Origin of the sequence: Streptomyces sp. NPDC001750 (genome assembly GCF_042892615.1) — a bacterium.
GTDB lineage: Bacteria > Actinomycetota > Actinomycetes > Streptomycetales > Streptomycetaceae > Streptomyces.
The window spans coordinates 13,899-30,746 of sequence record NZ_JBIAUE010000031.1 but is presented as its reverse complement, the minus strand read 5'-3'; the positions used below and the strand labels follow the sequence as shown (position 1 = coordinate 30,746).

Sequence of the window (16,848 nt, the reverse complement as noted above, 5' to 3'; positions counted from 1 at the left end):
CCAGCCGAGGTCTCGGAGGTGTGTGTGCCGTCCGGAGTGACCTTGCCGCTGGCGTGGCTCCTCCGGCAGCACCGGCCGCCAACGCCGACAAGCCCATCGTCACCAACCGAGCCACCAACCTCGCCCAGGCCGGCCCTGTCGTCGTCTGACCAGCCGGACCGAGGCCGTCGACGTCCCGCTCTACGCCATGGCACCCGTCGGCGCGGCGCCCGCCCCGTGTCGCCGACGCGGTCTCCGTCGGCGCGACCGCCCTCACGGGACCCACCGCCGACCCCTCCCGTCGCGTCCAGCTGATCAATGCTCCGGGCGGCCGAGGTCCGCCCCGGTCGGATCGCCACGTGGGGCGTAGTCGAGAGCGACCACGCGGAGGGATTCGACTTCTCCCATGAATACCGCTGAATACCGCGGGGGATCCAGCAAGCACTTTCCTCGGCGTCGAACAGCGCCTCACCGCGCAGGCCTCCGCCGACGGTAGCGGCCTGTTCGTGGACGTGCGCGGTCAGCCCCGCACGGGCCATGGTGACGGCGGCGGCCAGACCGTTCGGGCCGCTGTCGACGACGGCGACGTCGGCGAGCGTCTTGCCAGGGCTTCCTCGGCAGCGAACTGCTGGCCGGCAAGCCGCCGATACAGCTCGTCGGACTCGATGAGCTCCCGGTGGGTGCCGACCGCTCGCACGCGTCCCTCCTCCATCACGATGATGCGGTCGGCTTGCACGATGGTGGACAGCCGGTGCGCGATGGCCAGTACGGCGCACTCACGAGCGGCTTCCGTCATCGCATCGCGCAGCGCGGCCTCGGTGTCGCTGTCCAGATGTGCGGTGACCTCGTCCAGCAGGATCACCTCCGGCCGCTGCAGCAGCGTGCGGGCGATGGCGAGCCGCTGCCGCTGGCCGCCGGACAGGCCGGCGCCGCGCTCACCGAGCTCCGTGTCGAGCCCGTCGGGCAGCTCGGCGACGAAGCCCTCCAAGCTGGCGAGCCGCAGCGCGCGGGCGATGTCGGCTGCGCCGGCCCCCGGGTTCGCATACGTCAGATTCGTGCGGATCGTGCCGCGCAGCAGCGGCGTGTCCTGCTCGACATAGCCGACCAGCGACCGTAGTTCGGCGAGTCCGAGGAGGGTGATGTCGTGGCCCGCGACCTGGATCGTGCCGGAGTCCGGCCGGTAGAAGCGTTCGATGAGCTGGAACGTCGTCGTCTTGCCGGCGCCGGAAGCACCAACGATCGCGGTCAGGCCGCGGCGCGGCAGGGCGAAGGAGACGTCCCGCAGCACCGGGGCGTTGTCGTGGTAGGAGAAGCTGACGTGCTCGAAGCGGACTGCGGGCGTCGGCGCCACTGCGGGCTCGTGTTCCTGCCGCTGCCCGGGTCCGGTGCCCGCTTCCTCTTCCTCCTCCTGCGGGATCGTTCCCAGTTCCGTCACACGCTGGACGGCGGCACGGCCCTGCTGGATCTGGCCGATCGCCAGGAAGAGCAGCACCAGCGGCGTCACCAGATAGAAGAGGTACATCACGAACGCAGTGAGGTCGGCGGCCGGCAGTGACCCCGTGGCGACTCGGGCCATGCCCCAGGAGATGACGATGGCGAGCGTGAGCTGAGTGCCGACGTTCATCGCCGGGGTGAGCAGCGAGCTGAGCCCGGCGACCCGGATCCCGCTGCGCCGCGCCCGGTCGGCCAGCCGTGTCAGTTCCTGCGTCTCCCGTTCCTCGGCGCGTGACGCCTTGACCGTGGTGAGGGCGCCGAGCACCCGCTGCAGGCCCGAGCCGAACGCTCCGATGCGCTCCCGGTTCCGCAGGGCGGCGATGCGCACCTGGCGGGCCAGCAGCACCGCGCCGCCACTGGCCAGGCCGAGGCAGCCGACGGTGGTGAGCAGCAGTTGCCAGTCGAGCCTTGCCATCAGCACGATGCCGCCGCCCACCATGAACAGGGAGGTGGCCGTCTGCGCCATCGCCTGGGCGATGACCAGGCAGGCGATGGAGGTGTCGGACACGGTGCGCGCGAAGACGTCACCGTGCTCCAGACGTGAGAAGTGCGGGATCTGGCTGCGCAGCAGGCGACCGCCGATGGTGCGCCGGGCGTCGAAAACGATGTTCTCGCCGGCCCGGCCGATCGCGTAGGCATGTCCGGCGCTCAGGCCCGCGTCGGTGAGGAAGAACAGCACGATGAACGTGATGGGCCAGGCGATCGCCCTGTCCAGGGCCACGGCTTCGATCAGCCGGCCCAGCATCCAGGGCTGGGCGAGCTTGGCCGCCGCTCCGGCCAGGCCCATGCCCAAGCCGAGGACCAGCAGGACCCAGTGGCGGCGGACCGTCTCCCGGAGGTTCATACCGGCTTGAGGTAGGACGCGACGAACAGGCCGGACGCGGGGACGTAGTCGGCCCGCTGCCAGTCGCTGTAGTGGCCCTCGGGCCGCAGCCCGGAGTCCTGGGCGTAGAGATCCACCTCGTCCGGCGTGAGCAGGCGCGTGGTCTCGGTGCCGATGCGGTGAGTGCCGTTCGCCTCGAACAACAGGGTGGACACCTGCCAGATCTGGTTGTCCGCCAGGAGTGTGGCGTGCATTTGGATGCCGGTGTCCGGCTCTCGACAGGGGACGAACATCGTGGAGTGCGCCAGCCCCTGATGCAGCATCACGACGCCGGGACGGTTGTGCGTCTCGATCAGCAGCCGGCCACCGGGGCGCAGGTGTTCGGCCGCGCGGGCGAAGACTTCCCGCTGACCCTCGGGGTCGAGGATCAGCGAGAGCGTGGAGCAGACGCAGTAGACGAGGCCGTACCGCCGCTCGGCGCGCCAGGTCCGGATGTCGCCGAGATGTGCGGTCACCTCGCCCTCGTCGGCCTTCTTCTCCAGAGCCGCCAGCATCTCCTGCGAGGAGTCCACACCGGTGATCGGGCCGACCCGGTGCGACAGCGGCAACGCTATGCGGCCGGTGCCGACGCCGAGCTCCAGCGTGCCCCAATCCGGGTTGGGGTGGAATGCGGCCACCGCATCGACGGCGGCCCGCGTGGGCGCGTCGTTCTGGAAGATCCGGTCGTACCAGCCCGCGAATTGCCTGCCGTAGCCGATGTCCGTGATCGTCATGCGTTCTCCGTTTCTGTGGTCGCGGCGTGCCGGGATGGCGCTTCCGCGCGGTTCATGCGGCGAGGGCGGCGGTGGGCCGGGGCGTGGCGGACAGCTCGCGCCGACGCTGTGACAGCACGTAGTGGATCGCCGGATGCGTGGCGCCGAAGGCGAGAACGAACCGGTTGAGCCCCATGAACTCGCCGATGCCGAGGTGGAACGACGTCATCGTGGCGAGGTAGGCGCGGGCGGCGGATTTGGGGAGCACGTAGACGAGGGGGAAGCCGCACTCGATGGCGATCGTGCCCCAGCACAGCGCCTTGGAGATCACCGGGTAGCGGGTGAGGAACTGGTGGGCGCGCGGGTCCCCGTAGTTCTTGGTCCGCAGCACCCCGGCCACGGCGTCTCCCTTCAGCCAGACCGGAGAGACGGCCTTCACCAGCCCAGAGGCGACGTAGGACAGCGAGGCCTCCAGCGCCAGCGTGCGCATGGCGAGGTCGTCGGCCTGCTCGCGTTCGCGGATCAGCCCGGTGGAGGCCATCGTGACGTTGATGACCTGCTGCAGTTGGTCGGCGCCGTCGCGGCCGAACGGAATGAAGGTGGACTGCGCGCTTTGCAGGGCGGCCAGCGCCGCGCCGCCCGCGATCCGCAGCGGCCGGTTCCTGGGCCACAGGAAGGTGGCCGCCGACACCGCGGCCTGCGTGCCGAAGACCGCGTAGGGGAACGCCCTGGACGCCAGCGCGCGGTTCACCCTGGGGTATCGCTTCGCGAGCCACGGATGGAACGCCTCGACCTGACTTCCCAGCAGGTCGCCTTTCACGAACCGCTTGTGCTGGCTGAGTGTCTCCAGCGCCGCGATGAACGTTCCGGCGGAGGCGATGCGGCGTGCTGTGGTGGGTGGGTCCAGCTGGGCGAGGGACGAGGCCACCCGGGTCAGGTGACGTAACACGCGGTCTCCTTACGGCGATGTTGCGGTGGGAATGATGTGCCGGGGACAGGACGGTGCCTGTCCCCGGCCGCCGGCTGTCCTGGCCGGGTGAGGTCAGCGGTACTCGGTTCGCAGCCAGTGCCGTGACCGGCAAGGTTTGCCCGAAAGGAGCGCCGTCCGGTGCGGTGCACCGCAAGGCGGAGGATCGCCCTCGTACTGGACGTAATCGGGTGGTGCGACAACGCGGCGAGGTGGCGTGCCGGGCGTCGCGAGCCGGTGAACCTTTCCGGTCGCAGCACTACGCGTCAGTAGTTGTTGCGGTCGACGTAGTTGGCGATGTTCGCCGCCAGCATCCCCGTCGCAACGGCGAAGACCTCGACGGCGAGGACGGTGGTCGGGGTGGCCATCACGGGGTCCGCGGGGGTGTCCAGACGGGCGGCGTCGGTCTCCGAGAGCATCCCCGGCGCGATGTCTGTCAGGGACTGGTTGGCGAACTGGGCAACGAGAGACATCTGGTCCCTTTCTTCGTGATCCTGTGGCAGATCTCTTGGTGGTCTTTTCGGATGGAGCAGTGACTGCCCCCAGCGGGGCGTGACACCCGTTTCGGCTGGGGGTTCCGCTCTCCCGCGCGAACACGGCGGCGTGAGGGCGAAACTCCCGGCCGATGCGGTCCTACCGTGCGGCTGCGTTCGCGAGCGACGGGTCGCGGAGGGGAAGGTGCTCGGAGGCGAAGAGTGGCTCTATCGCGTGCCGTTCGCGCTCGGGGTGGGCGCGCAGCAGCATGAACTGGGTGTGGTCGGCGCCCGGTTCGTGCGGAATCCGCGTGGTCAGGTAGCCCTGGAGGATCCGATAGCCGGGGCTGGAGACGATCCGGCCCATGTCCGCGGACGACTCGTTGGCGGCCTTGATGATGACCTGGAGGGCATCGAAGAGGACCTTGGGCGCGCGGTTGCCCGCGTTCCAGGCCAGGGCGTACCAGGGCCGGTCCGGGGTCACCTCGATCTCCCTCCAGGGGGCCGTCGTGCCGCCGGTGATGTCCCGGTACAGAAGGTGCGAGTCCGACACCCCGGGGTTGGGGCCGAAGAACCTCCAGTTGGGTGCCCGAAAGAGGCGCAGGGGGCCCTTCGCGAGCAGGTGGTCGAACCTGCTGTCGGGAAGCTGGCCGGCGGCGGTGCTGACCAGCCACGCCGCGAGCCCGGTGGATACCGCTGTGTACACGGCACGCTGCCCGTTCATGCCTTGCTCCCGGGAACGATCAGCTCGGCGAGGGTCTTCGCGTGTATCTCCTCCGCGACGACTCCCATGTGGTCGGCGTCCTCATACACGTGGTGACAGGAGAATTCCGACAGCTCCAGCATTCGTTCCTGCGACGTTCGGTGCTTCACGGCGCTGCGCGTGCCCTGCAGCGCCGTCACCACGTGCAGCGGAACGGTCAGCCTCTCAACCGGAGGATAGGCACGCGCCGCCATGTACTCGCGGTACGCAGTGGCCCACACGCTCGGCATGGCGTGGTACGCGGTAAGGCTTTCCTTGATGTCCTCGGCGTAGTGCTCGCGAGCCGGGGTCATCGGGCGCAGGACGTTGAGCCCGGAGGCGGCCCACAGGCATTCCAGCAGCAGCCGCTGCCGCGTCCACCAGTCGGGGAGCTCGCCGAGGCCGGCCCGCAGGTCGGCGATGATCGTGGGATCCACCATCACCACGTGGGACAACCCCGCGTCGCCACGCGACTCGGCGTACGCGGCGGCCAGGTGGCCGCCGATGGAATGCCCGACCATCACGACGGGCAGCCCGTCGAGGTAGCGCTCACGCAGCTCATCGACGATCCGGAGCTGTTCTTCCAAGGCGGCCTCCGCCCGCGGGCTGCTGAGGCCGTGGCCCGGCCGGTTGTAGCCCACGCAGGCGGCACTTTCGGGCAAGTGCTCGCGCACCCAGGCCCACTGCTCATGCGGAAGGCCAAGACCGTTGAAGAAGATCACACCGAATTCGGCGTCCGGCGGTCGCCGGAGATCGATCTCGACCACACTGCCATCGGCGCGAGTCATCGTGGAAAACGCCGCCATCCGCCGGCGCTTCCCGAGAAACCGCGTCCGCGCACCGGTCGCCCAGCTGCCGACGCACAGCGCCACCACGCCGATGGCGAACTTCCGTTCGATCGACATCGTCCTCACTGCTGGCACGCTCATCTTCTCTCCTCTTGCGTCCCAAGAGCCGGGCGTGATCCCGGCCGGACGGTAGTCGCACCCGAAGGCGGGTCAGCCCGGCCACCGGTGCGTCAGCCGACCGGGCTGGGCCCGTATGCACGGGCCCGCTATGTGTCTCGCCGTGCGTATCGACGGTTTGGCCGACCGGGCACCACAGAGACTGCTGACCGCGGCGGGCCGAAGCAACGGCAGCTGGCCGTCCCGGACAGAAGCGGGCTGTCCGGGCTGGTCAGGGCCTTGTCCGGATTGCGCCTCGGGCAGCGGGGCACGGCGGAATCCACCACTGTCCCGTGCGTCATGACCACAGCAAGATGACGCCATCGGAAACCCGGGGGAGCTGTCGCCGTACGAAGCCCGAGACACTGTCGGCGTAGGAGCCCCGCATGCTCCACACTGTCGCTGCGAGTCCATCTGCGTCTCTTTCCAGCGCTCGGTCACCGCTCTCACGCTGGAATCGGAGGGGGCGGGGCTGCCTGTTCGGCGGCTGTACCACCCGTCAGCAGGGCGGCTCCCAGTGCGGCGCCGGTGAGCCATATTCGTGCACGCATAATTTCCTCTTCTGTGGACCTTTTCACCCCATGCGGGCGTAGTCGGCTGTCTGTGCGATCGCGGTCATCGCGCCTGCGAACACCGCTGTCCCACCGTGGTCGACCGGCCTGGAAGGAACCTTCGACGAACCTTCAATCGCGTGGACCAAGGGTCGCCGGACCACCGCAACGAGCCCTCGGATCCCTCCGCACGTACTCCACGGCCTCCTCGTCGAGCGCATGACCGCAGTGCAGATCGCGACGCTTGTGGACGCGGTCCAGTGGCGCCATGCCCTCCAACGCTCGGGAAAGCCCCGTCTCCCGCGCGGCGGACCCTGGGTATGCGCCATCCCCGGGCCCGCCGTCTCCAGCCCGCGCGGACGACGTCAACTGGTCGAAGCCAGCCGGCCATCACGGTCTTCGTCCACGTCGACAAGCTGGGCGACCTTCCGCGGGCTGAGAGACTCGCCACGCATCTCGGCGGCACCGTGCTGGGGGCCGTCCCGCACGGCTGGTGAGGGCCGGGAACGACGCACATTCGAGGCCCCAGGCGCTCACCGCGCTCACCCGCTTGCCACTGCGTGCCCGGGCGAACGGCCCCGCCGGTCTCTTCGCCGGCGACCCCGGAAGGCAGGCTCCCGCCGAATGCATCGGTGCGGACGAGTCCGTACTGCGCGCGGCACGGAAAATGGCGGAAATGGTTGTCGGCGCGCTGCCCGGGCCTGGCTGCAGGTAACGACCTCGTCCACGATTGTCAGCGGCATCGCGGTGTCTGGGACCTCCGCCTCCGGCGTTGTCGTCAGTCCCCGACGCTCCTTCCCCAAGCTCTCAGCTGCGTTCGAGCAGGGGAGACCCCATCCGACTCCCTCCTCCGCCTTGGATTCGAAGGCCCCGGACGCCGCTCCTTCCTCCACTGCCAATCGTGGACGAGGTCGTAAGGACGCGGAGGCCACGACCGCCGGGGAGCTGGCGCAGGGCGAAGCCGTCACGATCGGAGCCGACGACGACGCCTCCGTCATCCTGCGCACCATGGCCGACCACAAGGTCCGTCGGCTGCCCGTCATCGACGGGCACCGCCTCGTCGGCATGGTCGCCCAGGCCGCCCAGGCCGACGAGGCGGTGCCCCGCCGGCCCCGGGTCGGTGACCTCCTGGAAGCGCTGTCCACCGACTGCTGGGCCCCATCGCACCAACCCGGGGGTTTCGCCGACGTGGAGCGGTTGTGGTCACGCCCTGTGGTTCAGGGCGCGGCGTGCCCCGTATGCGGTGGCCCGGTGGTGAGCACCGCGGCATCGGCGCCGCTGGAGGCGGCGGCAGGCGAAGCGGTTGGCCAGACCGACGACAGACACGCGCCCCCCAACTGGCCCGTTGGACAGATAGACTATGAGACGTGGCCCGGCCCAACGAGGAGGTCGAGGCACTCCTCCAGGAGTACGCGGACCTCGTCGCCATCACCGGAGGTGACGCGTTCAAGGCGCGCGCCTACGAAAAGGCCGCCCGCGCGATCGGAGGCTACCCCGCCGATGTCTCCCACCTCGATGTTGCGGGCCTGAAAGAAATCCCGGGCGTCGGCAAGTCGATCGCCGAGAAGGTCTCCGAGTACTTCCGCACCGGCAAGGTCGCGCTGGTCGAGGAGACGCGGGCCAGGATTCCCGCAGGGGTGAGGGAGCTCATCACCATCCCCACCCTCGGCCCCAAGAAGGCAATGACGCTCCACGAGGACCTGCGCATCTCCTCGGTGGCCGAGCTGGCCGACGCCATCAAGGCAGAGAAGCTGCGCGACCTGAAGGGCTTCGGGAAGAAGACCGAGGAGAACATCCTGCGCGGTATCGCCCTCATGCAGCAGGCAGGAGGGCGGATCCCGCTGGGCTCGGCCATGGAGACCGCCGAGGAGACCGTCGCCGAACTCTCACGCATCACCGGCTGCGAGAACTGCGCATACGCCGGATCTCTGCGCCGCATGAAGGAAACCATCGGGGACATCGACATCCTGGTCGCCGCCGGCCGGTCGGGCGCCTTCATGGACGCGCTCACCGAACTGCCCTCCACCGCCGAGGTCCTCACACACGGCGAGAAGAAGACCTCGATCCGCACGGTCAAGGGCCTCCAGGTCGACCTGCGCGTCGTGCGACCCGACTCCTGGGGTGCCGGCCTCCAGTACTTCACCGGCTCGAAGGCGCACAACATCCGCACCCGCACGATCGCCGTCCACCAGGGCCTGAAGCTCTCCGAGTACGGGCTGTTCGAAACCGAGGGCGGGAAGCGGGTCGCTTCCCGGACCGAGGACGAGGTGTACGCCCGGCTCGGCCTGCCGTGGATCCCGCCCACGCTGCGCGAGGACCGGGGGGAGATCGAAGCCGGTCTGCGCGGCGAACTGCCCGAGGTCGTGGCGGAGGACGACATCAGAGGCGACCTGCACACCCACACCGACCTCACTGACGGCCTCGCCCCGCTGGAGGAGATGGTGGCGGCGGCGGCCGAGCGGGGCTACGCCTACTACGCGGTTACCGACCACGCACCGGACCTGTACATGCAGCGCATGACCGACGAGAAGGTTCTTGCCCAGCGCGAGCAGGTGCGTGCACTGGACGGCAGGCACCACGGGATACGGCTGCTGCACGGCACCGAGCTCAACATCGGGCCCGAGGGGGAGGTGGACTGGCCCGACGAGTTCCTCCGAGGCTTCGACATCTGCGTGGCCTCCGTGCACTCCCACTTCAGCATGAGCCGCAGGACGATGACGGCGCGGATCGTGAGTGCCTGCGAGAACCCCCACGTCAACGTCATCGGACACCCCACCACCCGCCTCATCGGTAGACGGCCGGGCATCGACGCCGACCTCGACGAGGTGTTCGCCGCGTGCGCCCGCACCGGCACAGCCCTGGAGATCAACGCCCAGCCCGACCGCCTCGACCTGGGCGACGAGGACATCCGCCGCGCCAGAAGTCACGGGGCGAAGTTCGCCATCGACAGCGACGCCCACTCGATCCCCCAGCTCGCGTGCCTCCGCTACGGAATCGGCACGGCACAACGCGGATGGCTCACCTCGGACGATGTGATCAACACGTGGCCACTGAGGCGGCTACGCCGGTTCCTGTGCAAAGACCGGGCGGACTGAGGCCGCGCGCGGCCGGTGCGCAGGGGCGTGATCGCCGACCGTCCCGCTCGCACCGCGTCCCGGCCCGCGTCCGCCGTCCGCGGCCCCGCCTCCGCCACGGCGTCGAGCGTCTCATCAGGACCGCCGCGGAAATCCACCGGCCGGGGAATCCGCCCGCCCCCTGCCGCCGCCCGGCCCGAATCCGATGCCGCATGTCACCGCTCCCTCGCTGAGCCGCGGCCGAGCCACACTCATGCCCGGCCGCCGAGAAGGAGACGCGATACGAGGCGCCTACGGGATGCCGGGGCCGGCCTCTTGCCCTGGTGGGCCGGGAGGCTCTTCCAGGACGCTCCAGGCGATGGGGCCGCCGAGCAGGTCGGCCATCCGGCGGAAGACGTCCATGAGCATGTCGTCGACGGTCAGGACCCCGATGACCCGCCGTTCGTCAAGGACAGGCAGGCGGCGCACACCGCACCGGCGGAAGATCCGGTATGCCTCCTGCGCCCCGTCATTCACATCCACCGTGATCACCGGGCTCGACATCGCACCGCTCACAGGAGACTCGGGGTCCAGACCTCTGGCCAGGACGCGCAGAGCGAGGTCGCGGTCGGTGACTATCCCGGACGGGAACCCACTCTCCGTCACCACTACGGCACCGACGCCATGCGCGTCCATCAACCGAGCCACCTCCCGCAGAGACGTTGCAGGCGCGGCGGTCACCGCCGGTGAACTCATCAGTTCGGAGACCCTCATCACCGGGTTCCCCTCTCACGTCGTCCGACCGTCTCGGCGTCACTTCGCCCGCTCCTCCCAGAAGCTCGATGCGCCCGCATGGTCCGCCGGCCGAGCGGGCAGGGCGGCCAGGCCGAACAGGACCGTTCTCGGCGACGGCCACCGCGGCGCCCACGTCGATGGATGCCATGGGGGATGCGAGCTGTCTCCTTGAGGGCGAGGGGATACAGCGCAGAGTGGGCACAGAAGGTGGCCGCACGGGCGCTCGCGCCGGATGGAAGCGCATCAAGGACCCCCGCGATCGCGGCACGGGGTCTCCTGTTCAGCCCCTGGACCCGAGTCTCCCTCCCGGAGAAAGCCCTGTCGCGCCGGGCCGGGCGGGCCTGCGGGCTGTCGCATCCGCCCGGCGGCACCGCGCGCGGCGTGACCTCGTGGCGCGCGGCGCGTTCGCTGCGCCAGCTCCCGGCCAGTTGACGGGCAATGGCACCGACCACGCCCGCCGCGTATGCCGGTCCCCGGACAACCGCGGGTCCGAAGTACGGCCCTTGCCCCTGCGGTCACGGGTCCGGTAGGAAGCAAGCGCGGCTGATCAAGGGAACTTCGCGCGCACTGTCATAGCACTCTCGGCCGTCATCGTCGCCGGGTGCGCCCTCACCGTGACAATCAAGATGTTGAACACCGATACCGAAGCGACCTACCCGCCGCGCCTCCTGGACCAGGAAGCGGTGGAGCGGCAGGCTGCCGGGACAGTACGGGGGCCCATGAAAATGTCCAGGGACGGGGTGGAATGTCCGACGGCTATTGAAGCCGAGGAGGGCAACCAGTTCGACTGCCGAGTCTGGCAGGATTCCACCACCAAGACCGTCTACGTCAAGGTCATTGACGCCCAGGGCCGTCTCAGCATGAGCACCACGCCCTGACCATCCATGCCGGGGCATCAGGGCGAGCCGGTCCGCCAAGCCCCGATCCCGCGCACCTGCCGGGAGCGGCCGTCGGTGTCGGCCGAGCAGGGCGATCGCGGAGCGCGGCTGGCGGTGCGTCCGCTGGTCGACGACCAGCAGCTGCCCGCGCCCCAGGCCGGGTCCTATCCGGGCCGCCCTCGGCGGAAGTGATCTTCCCTGTCCGGGGAGCGGCCCTGTGGGCCTCCTCCCGACTACTCGGGCAGAGGCCGGTCGTCGATCACGTTCTTCATGACGAGGGTGGAAGTCAGGCGCTGGACCCCGGGCAGGCGGGCGAGCTGCTGGTCGTACAGCTGCTGGAAGGCGGCGAGGTCGGCGGTGGCGACTCGCAGGAGGTAGTCGGGTTCGCCGAACAGGCGCTGTGCCTGGAGCACGTGCGGGACGGCGGACACGGCCTCTTCGAAGGCGGTGACGGTGTCGGCGTCCTCCCAGCGCAGGGTGACGAAGACGAGGGCTTCGAAGTTCAGGCCGACGGCGGCCGGGTCGACGACAGCGCGGTAGCCGCGGATGGCGCCCTCGCGTTCGAGGTCGCGCAGTCGGCGGTGGCAGGGCGAGACGCTGAGCTGCACGCGGGCGGCCAGCTCGGTGACCGTCAGGCGGCCGTCGAGCTGTAGCTCGGTAAGAATATTCCGGTCCAAGGCATCCATGGAGAAGATTCTCCCCCATATTGCGCGATCGCGGGGTAAGGACGCAAACAACTTCGGGCATATCCGACCTAACCTTCCCTCCAGAGCAAGAAAGTGCGAGAGGGAACGATCATGGACACGACGACACTGGCGGCTTTCCTGGCTGTGGACCTGCTGCTGGTGTTCACTCCGGGCGCGGACTGGGCCTACGCGATCTCCGCCGGACTGCGGGGACGCTCGGTCGTCCCAGCCGTCACAGGGCTGATCGCCGGACACGCGGCCTATGCGCTCGTGGCCGTCGCGGGCCTGGCGGTGATCGTGGCGAACTCTCCAACGGCGCTCACCGCCCTGACCGTGGCAGGGGCCGGTTACCTGCTGTGGCTGGGCTGGGGCGTTCTGCGGCAGCCGGCCGTTCCGGCGGCTGCTGGAGACAGCGCGGGCGCCTCCCGGCTGCAGGTCATGCTCAAGGGGGCCGGGATCAGCGGCCTGAACCCGAAGGCACTGCTGTTGTATTTCTCGCTGTTCCCGCAGTTCATCGACCCTGTCACGGGCTGGCCGGTCGCCGCGCAGACCGGTCTGCTCAGCACGATGCACCTGACCGCGTGCGCCGTCGTCTACCTGGCCGTCGGCGTCCTGGCCCGCACGGTCCTGAGCACCCGACCCACGGCCGCCCAGGTCGTCACCCGCATCAGCGGTGCCATGATGATCGCCATCGGCGCCTTCCTGCTGGTGGAATGCCTGGCCGACTGAGGAACCCGTCCCGCTCCACCCGACACGCACCCGAAGGAGAGCACGCACGTGGAAGACCGAATGCGGCACGAACAGGCGAGCCCCGCGGTGCAGAAGCGCGTCCAGGACAGCTTCGACCTGCAGGGCCTGATGTCCCACCTCGGCGCACGGATCAACCACATCGGCCCCGGCCGCGTACACATCGTGCTCCCGGCCCGCCCCGCGGTGACCCAGCAGCACGGCTCCATCCACGCCGGCGCCGTCAGCGCCGTCGCCGACAGCGCCGGCGGCTGTGCCGCGCTCACCCTGTTCGACGAGGAATCCGAGGTCCTCACCGTCGAATACGAGATCAACCTCTTTGCGCCCGCTGCCGACGACCACCTCGAAGCGATCGGCACCGTCCTCAAGCCCGGACGCACCCTGACCGTCTGCCGGCTGGAGGCCAACGGCCTCCAGACCGACGGCGTCCGCGAGCTCGTCGCCAACGGCCAGCAGGCCCTGATCCGCGTCAACAGGACCGCCGGATGACTCCCCAGCCGCCCACTCCCGCCCTGCCGTCCTGGCTGACCTGGTGGCAGCGCCCCTTCCCCGACGCCAACACCCTCCTGCTGCCCGGACAACGACCGGCCCTGGTCGACACCGGCTTCGTCGGCCACGCCGACGAGACCGCCGCCTGGGCTCGCGCACATGCCGGGAACATCGACCTGGTCGTCAACACCCACTGGCACTCCGACCACGTCGGCGGCAACGCCCTCCTCCAGGCCCAGGGCGCCGGCATCGCCGCAGGAACCCCGGAGGCCGAGGCGATCTCCCGCCGGGACCCCGGCTGCTGCGCCGCCGAGTACCTGGACCAGCCGGTCGCCCCGTACACCGTGGACGTCCCGCTCGACGACGGCCAGGTCCTACGGCTGGGCGATGCCGACTGGGAAGTCGTCCGCACCCCCGGCCACACTCCGGGCCATCTGGCGTTGTGGCAGCCGGAGGAGCGGCTGCTCGTGGTCGGTGACGCGCTGTCGGACTACGACGTCGGCTGGGTCAACCTCGCCCTCGACGGCCCCGACGCGGCCGCCACCGCGCTCGCCTCCCTCAACCGGATGGCCGACCTCGGCCCCTGCCGGATCCTCCCCTCCCACGGCCCGATCCCCGCCGACTCCGCAGCCGCGTTCGCCGCCGCCCTGCTCCGTGCCCAGCGGCTCGTCGACGACCCGGCCGGAGCAGTCTGGTACGGCGCCCGGCGGATCTTCGCGTTCGCCCTGATGATCCGCGACGGCATCCCGGCCGACGAGGTCGAGTCGTACCTCCACGACCGTGCCTGGCTGGCCGACGCGGCCCGCCTCCTGGACGTGACCGCCGAGGTCCTCGCCGCCGAACTGGTCACGACCATGCTCGGCAGCGGTGCCATAGTCCTGCGCGACGGCCGCATCCACGCCGCCGCCCACCACACCCCTGTGGCGCCCGAAGCGTTGTTCCTTCCCCGCCCCCGAGCCTGGCCGACGGCCGAGCCGCACTGACACCTGCTGGAACGAGGGGCGGGCGAGCGGCCTCCAGCCGCTCGCCCGCCCCTCGTGCGTCCGCTCCGGTCGGAAGGCGTGCTCCGGTGCCGGGAACGTCCCCGCCGCCACGTCGGTCGCGAAGTCCCGGACCGCCTCGCGCAGTACGTCGTGCACATCGGCGTGATGAAGCGAGCCTGCTCCAGCCGGGTCTTCGCCGCCCAGGCCGCCGATTCCGGACGCAGGGTGAGCCGGCCCGCATCGGCTTCGAAGGCGACGGCCGCGACGTGCCCGGCCAAGTCCGGGGCGACGGCCGTCCACCGTTCGCGCGGCGTGGCACCTGCGGGGAGTTCCCAGGCCCGCTCGGCGGCCAGCGTGCCGGGTGCCGTCGCCAGGCCCAGTGGCTTGCGCCCGTCCCGGCGTGCCGCGCGTACGGTCTGCGGCCGCCGCCCCGCCTTCGGGCTGCTGCCGTAGCGCGTCTACATATCTCCTGTACGGGCTGCTGGACACCGGTCAGCGCGCGGTACTGCGTGCCGCGCCGTGCCCGTACCGCCCTTACGATTCCCGCGCATCCTTCCGGTACCGCACCTCCCGGTCCCCCGACGGACGCGACCACCACACCCCCTCCCCATGCGTGAGCCCCGCCAGCCGCAGCTCGACGTCCCGCACCCGTCGGGCCGGCAGCTCACCCGTGATCAGCCAGGAGGAGCTCCCGCCCGTCGTGCCCGTGAACTCGGCGCCGTACGAAGCGAGGTGGGCCGTCACGGGGGCGAGGGCGTCCAGCGGTACTTCCGCCTCGAAGGCGTGGTACGGCTCGTACAGGCGAGTGCCCGCCCGCTCCAGGGCCCGGCGCAGCACGATCGGCGTGAGTCCCCGGAAGTCGGCTGCCGTGCTGACCGGCGCGCAGAAGCCCGAGCGGATGAGCGTGACGTGGTAGTCCGTGACGGCGGCGCCCCGCAGGCCGGACAGCAGCGTCTCGTGGACGGTGTCCTCAATGGCCTGGTGAAAGGCCCGGGGGAGGGCGCCGAGTTCCGTCTCGTACGTGAACGCCCCGCCGGAACCGCGTGGTCCAGGCTCCGCCCGCAGGCCGATCGTGGCCCAGTATCGGGTGTGGTCGAGCCACGGCAGCTCCTCCCAGGCCTCGCCGGTCCCGGCCAGGCGCTCAAGGAACCGGACGCGGCCCGGCTCGAAGTCGGCCTCGATACCGAAGTCCTGGGCCAGCGTGGCCGCCAGCACCTCCATCTGGACCTCGCCGTACAGGAGCAGTGCGGTCGCGCCGGCGTCCGCGGGGCGGACTTGGATGAGCGGGTCCTGGTCGGCGAGGGCCAGCAGCGCCGAGCGCAGCGTGGCGGCCTGGTCGGGGTGCCGGGCCCTGACCAGCGTCTCCAGCGTCGGCGGCGCGAACTGCGGGGCGCGGTCGGTGAGGTCGCCGAGACGGTCGCCGACGCGGATCCCGGCGACACCGCAGAGCGCCGCAATGTTCCCGCTGGTGAGCTTCCCGGGGTGGCCGATCACGTCGAGGCGGTTCACCCGTCCGGGGATCTCAGTGGTCCGGCCGTCCGCCTCCCGGCGCAGGAACGTCAGCCGCTGACGCTGCGCCACCTCGCCGTCGTACAACCGCAGATACGCCGTCCGCTCGCCGCCTGGCCCGGGGCGTACGGCGAAGACGGTGCCGCGGGGTGCGGCGAGTCCGGGCGCCGGTTCGGGCGGCGGGATCAGCCCGGTCACGACCTCGACGAGTTCGGTGACGCCCTGGCCGCCGAGGGCGGAGCCGAAGAGGACCGGGTGGAAGGAGCCGTCGGCAACGCGGGCGGCGAGGGCGGCGCGCAGCCGGTCCACGCTCGGTTCCGGGCCATCCACGACTGCGGCGAGGATCGCCGGGTCGACCTCGGCGAGTGCCTCCGCCAGGTCGGTCCGCAGCTCCGGGTCATCCCGTCGGCGTACCTGGGCGGCGGCCGTGCCGATGCCCGTCACCTCCGTCAGCGGCACGACATGCGGCGTGAGCCGGCGCCGGATGTCGGCGAGCAGCTCGCCGACGCGGGCGCCCGCTCGGTCGATCTTGTTGACGAAGATCAGCGTGGGCAGCCGCAGCCGCTGCAGGGTCCGCATCAGCACCCGCGTCTGGGCCTGCACGCCCTCCACGGCGGACAGCAGCAGGATCGCGCCGTCGAGGACCTCCAGGGCCCGCTCCACCTCGGCGATGAAGTCCGAGTGGCCCGGGGTGTCGATGAGGTTGATCTGGGTGTCGCCGACCGTGAAGGCGGCGACGGCCGAGCAGATGGTGATGCCGCGCTGCCGCTCGATCGCCCTGTCGTCCGTGCGGGTGTCACCGGCGTCGACGCTGCCGAGCCGGTCGATTGCGCCATGGTCGAACAGCAGCCGCTCGGTCAGGCTGGTCTTACCGGCGTCGACATGGGCCAGAATTCCGATGTTCAGGGTGCGCATGCGTGGTCGAGTCCTCAAGAACCGTCGTCCAGTGGGGGAGCTGGGGGATTCCGAGGCGTCGGCGCATG

At 70.4% G+C, this 16,848-nt stretch carries 15 protein-coding genes and 1 pseudogene; 7 read left to right on the top strand and 9 right to left on the bottom strand.

Annotated features, from left to right (window positions below; all coding sequences use genetic code 11):
- Positions 1-499 precede the first annotated feature (499 nt).
- The 6 genes from ACFYY6_RS32390 to ACFYY6_RS32365 form a co-directional block, all read right to left on the bottom strand.
- Entirely contained in the window at positions 500-2,317 is a 1,818-nt protein-coding gene (locus ACFYY6_RS32390; RefSeq protein ID WP_389196949.1) for an ABC transporter ATP-binding protein, read from the bottom strand.
- Positions 2,314-3,069 carry a class I SAM-dependent DNA methyltransferase gene (locus ACFYY6_RS32385; protein ID WP_388651699.1) on the bottom strand — a complete coding sequence of 252 codons (756 nt, stop codon included), beginning with the start codon at positions 3,067-3,069 and terminating at the stop codon, positions 2,314-2,316. Before ACFYY6_RS32385 ends, ACFYY6_RS32390 begins: the two co-directional genes overlap by 4 nt.
- Positions 3,070-3,121: 52 nt before the next feature.
- Entirely contained in the window at positions 3,122-3,997 is an 876-nt protein-coding gene (locus tag ACFYY6_RS32380) for a hypothetical protein (protein WP_351521664.1), read from the bottom strand.
- A 284-nt stretch (positions 3,998-4,281) separates the two neighbouring features.
- Positions 4,282-4,488 (bottom strand): linaridin-like RiPP, encoded by a 207-nt coding sequence (locus tag ACFYY6_RS32375; RefSeq protein WP_148838109.1) that lies wholly within the window; start codon positions 4,486-4,488, stop codon positions 4,282-4,284.
- A gap of 160 nt (positions 4,489-4,648) precedes the next feature.
- The gene (locus ACFYY6_RS32370) at positions 4,649-5,212 is read right to left on the bottom strand and encodes a hypothetical protein (protein ID WP_351521666.1); all 564 of its coding nucleotides are present in this window, start codon (positions 5,210-5,212) and stop codon (positions 4,649-4,651) included.
- Positions 5,209-6,135 (bottom strand): alpha/beta hydrolase, encoded by a 927-nt coding sequence (locus ACFYY6_RS32365; RefSeq protein ID WP_351521668.1) that lies wholly within the window; start codon positions 6,133-6,135, stop codon positions 5,209-5,211. The genes ACFYY6_RS32370 and ACFYY6_RS32365 overlap by 4 nt, the downstream gene beginning before the upstream one ends.
- 910 nt (positions 6,136-7,045) lie before the next feature.
- On the opposite strand from ACFYY6_RS32365, the gene ACFYY6_RS32360 reads away from it, so the two are divergent.
- From ACFYY6_RS32360 to polX, 3 genes and pseudogenes are all read left to right on the top strand, one after another.
- Entirely contained in the window at positions 7,046-7,222 is a 177-nt protein-coding gene (locus ACFYY6_RS32360; RefSeq protein WP_351521670.1) for a hypothetical protein, read from the top strand.
- Between the two features lie 418 nt (positions 7,223-7,640).
- Positions 7,641-7,874 (top strand): annotated as a pseudogene (locus tag ACFYY6_RS32355) (CBS domain-containing protein); the annotation flags it as partial.
- A 218-nt stretch (positions 7,875-8,092) separates the two neighbouring features.
- Positions 8,093-9,820 carry a DNA polymerase/3'-5' exonuclease PolX gene (gene polX / locus ACFYY6_RS32350; protein WP_351524858.1) on the top strand — a complete coding sequence of 576 codons (1,728 nt, stop codon included), beginning with the start codon at positions 8,093-8,095 and terminating at the stop codon, positions 9,818-9,820.
- A gap of 270 nt (positions 9,821-10,090) precedes the next feature.
- On the opposite strand, the gene ACFYY6_RS32345 is transcribed toward polX, so the two are convergent.
- Positions 10,091-10,534, bottom strand: a complete 444-nt coding sequence (locus tag ACFYY6_RS32345) for a CBS domain-containing protein (protein WP_351524859.1) — start codon at positions 10,532-10,534, stop codon at positions 10,091-10,093.
- A 653-nt stretch (positions 10,535-11,187) separates the two neighbouring features.
- Between ACFYY6_RS32345 and ACFYY6_RS32340 the strand changes: the two genes are divergently transcribed.
- Positions 11,188-11,451, top strand: a complete 264-nt coding sequence (locus tag ACFYY6_RS32340; protein WP_351524857.1) for a DUF4333 domain-containing protein — start codon at positions 11,188-11,190, stop codon at positions 11,449-11,451.
- Positions 11,452-11,684: 233 nt separating this feature from the next.
- Here the strand turns inward: ACFYY6_RS32340 and ACFYY6_RS32335 are convergent, their stop codons facing one another.
- Entirely contained in the window at positions 11,685-12,137 is a 453-nt protein-coding gene (locus ACFYY6_RS32335) for an Lrp/AsnC family transcriptional regulator (RefSeq protein WP_351524856.1), read from the bottom strand.
- A gap of 111 nt (positions 12,138-12,248) precedes the next feature.
- On the opposite strand from ACFYY6_RS32335, the gene ACFYY6_RS32330 reads away from it, so the two are divergent.
- From ACFYY6_RS32330 to ACFYY6_RS32320, 3 genes are read left to right on the top strand one after another with little or no spacing between them, the layout of a single operon-like run.
- On the top strand, positions 12,249-12,866 hold the full coding sequence (locus tag ACFYY6_RS32330) for a LysE family translocator (protein ID WP_351524855.1): 618 nt from the start codon (positions 12,249-12,251) through the stop codon (positions 12,864-12,866).
- Positions 12,867-12,926: 60 nt separating this feature from the next.
- Positions 12,927-13,373, top strand: a complete 447-nt coding sequence (locus tag ACFYY6_RS32325; protein ID WP_388651770.1) for a PaaI family thioesterase — start codon at positions 12,927-12,929, stop codon at positions 13,371-13,373.
- Entirely contained in the window at positions 13,370-14,356 is a 987-nt protein-coding gene (locus ACFYY6_RS32320; protein WP_351633335.1) for an MBL fold metallo-hydrolase, read from the top strand. Before ACFYY6_RS32325 ends, ACFYY6_RS32320 begins: the two co-directional genes overlap by 4 nt.
- Before the next feature lie 534 nt (positions 14,357-14,890).
- Here ACFYY6_RS32320 and otr(A) read toward each other — a convergent pair.
- Positions 14,891-16,780: a tetracycline resistance ribosomal protection protein Otr(A) gene (gene otr(A) / locus ACFYY6_RS32315; RefSeq protein WP_389196946.1), complete on the bottom strand. Its 1,890-nt coding sequence runs from the start codon at positions 16,778-16,780 to the stop codon at positions 14,891-14,893.
- Positions 16,781-16,848 lie beyond the last annotated feature (68 nt).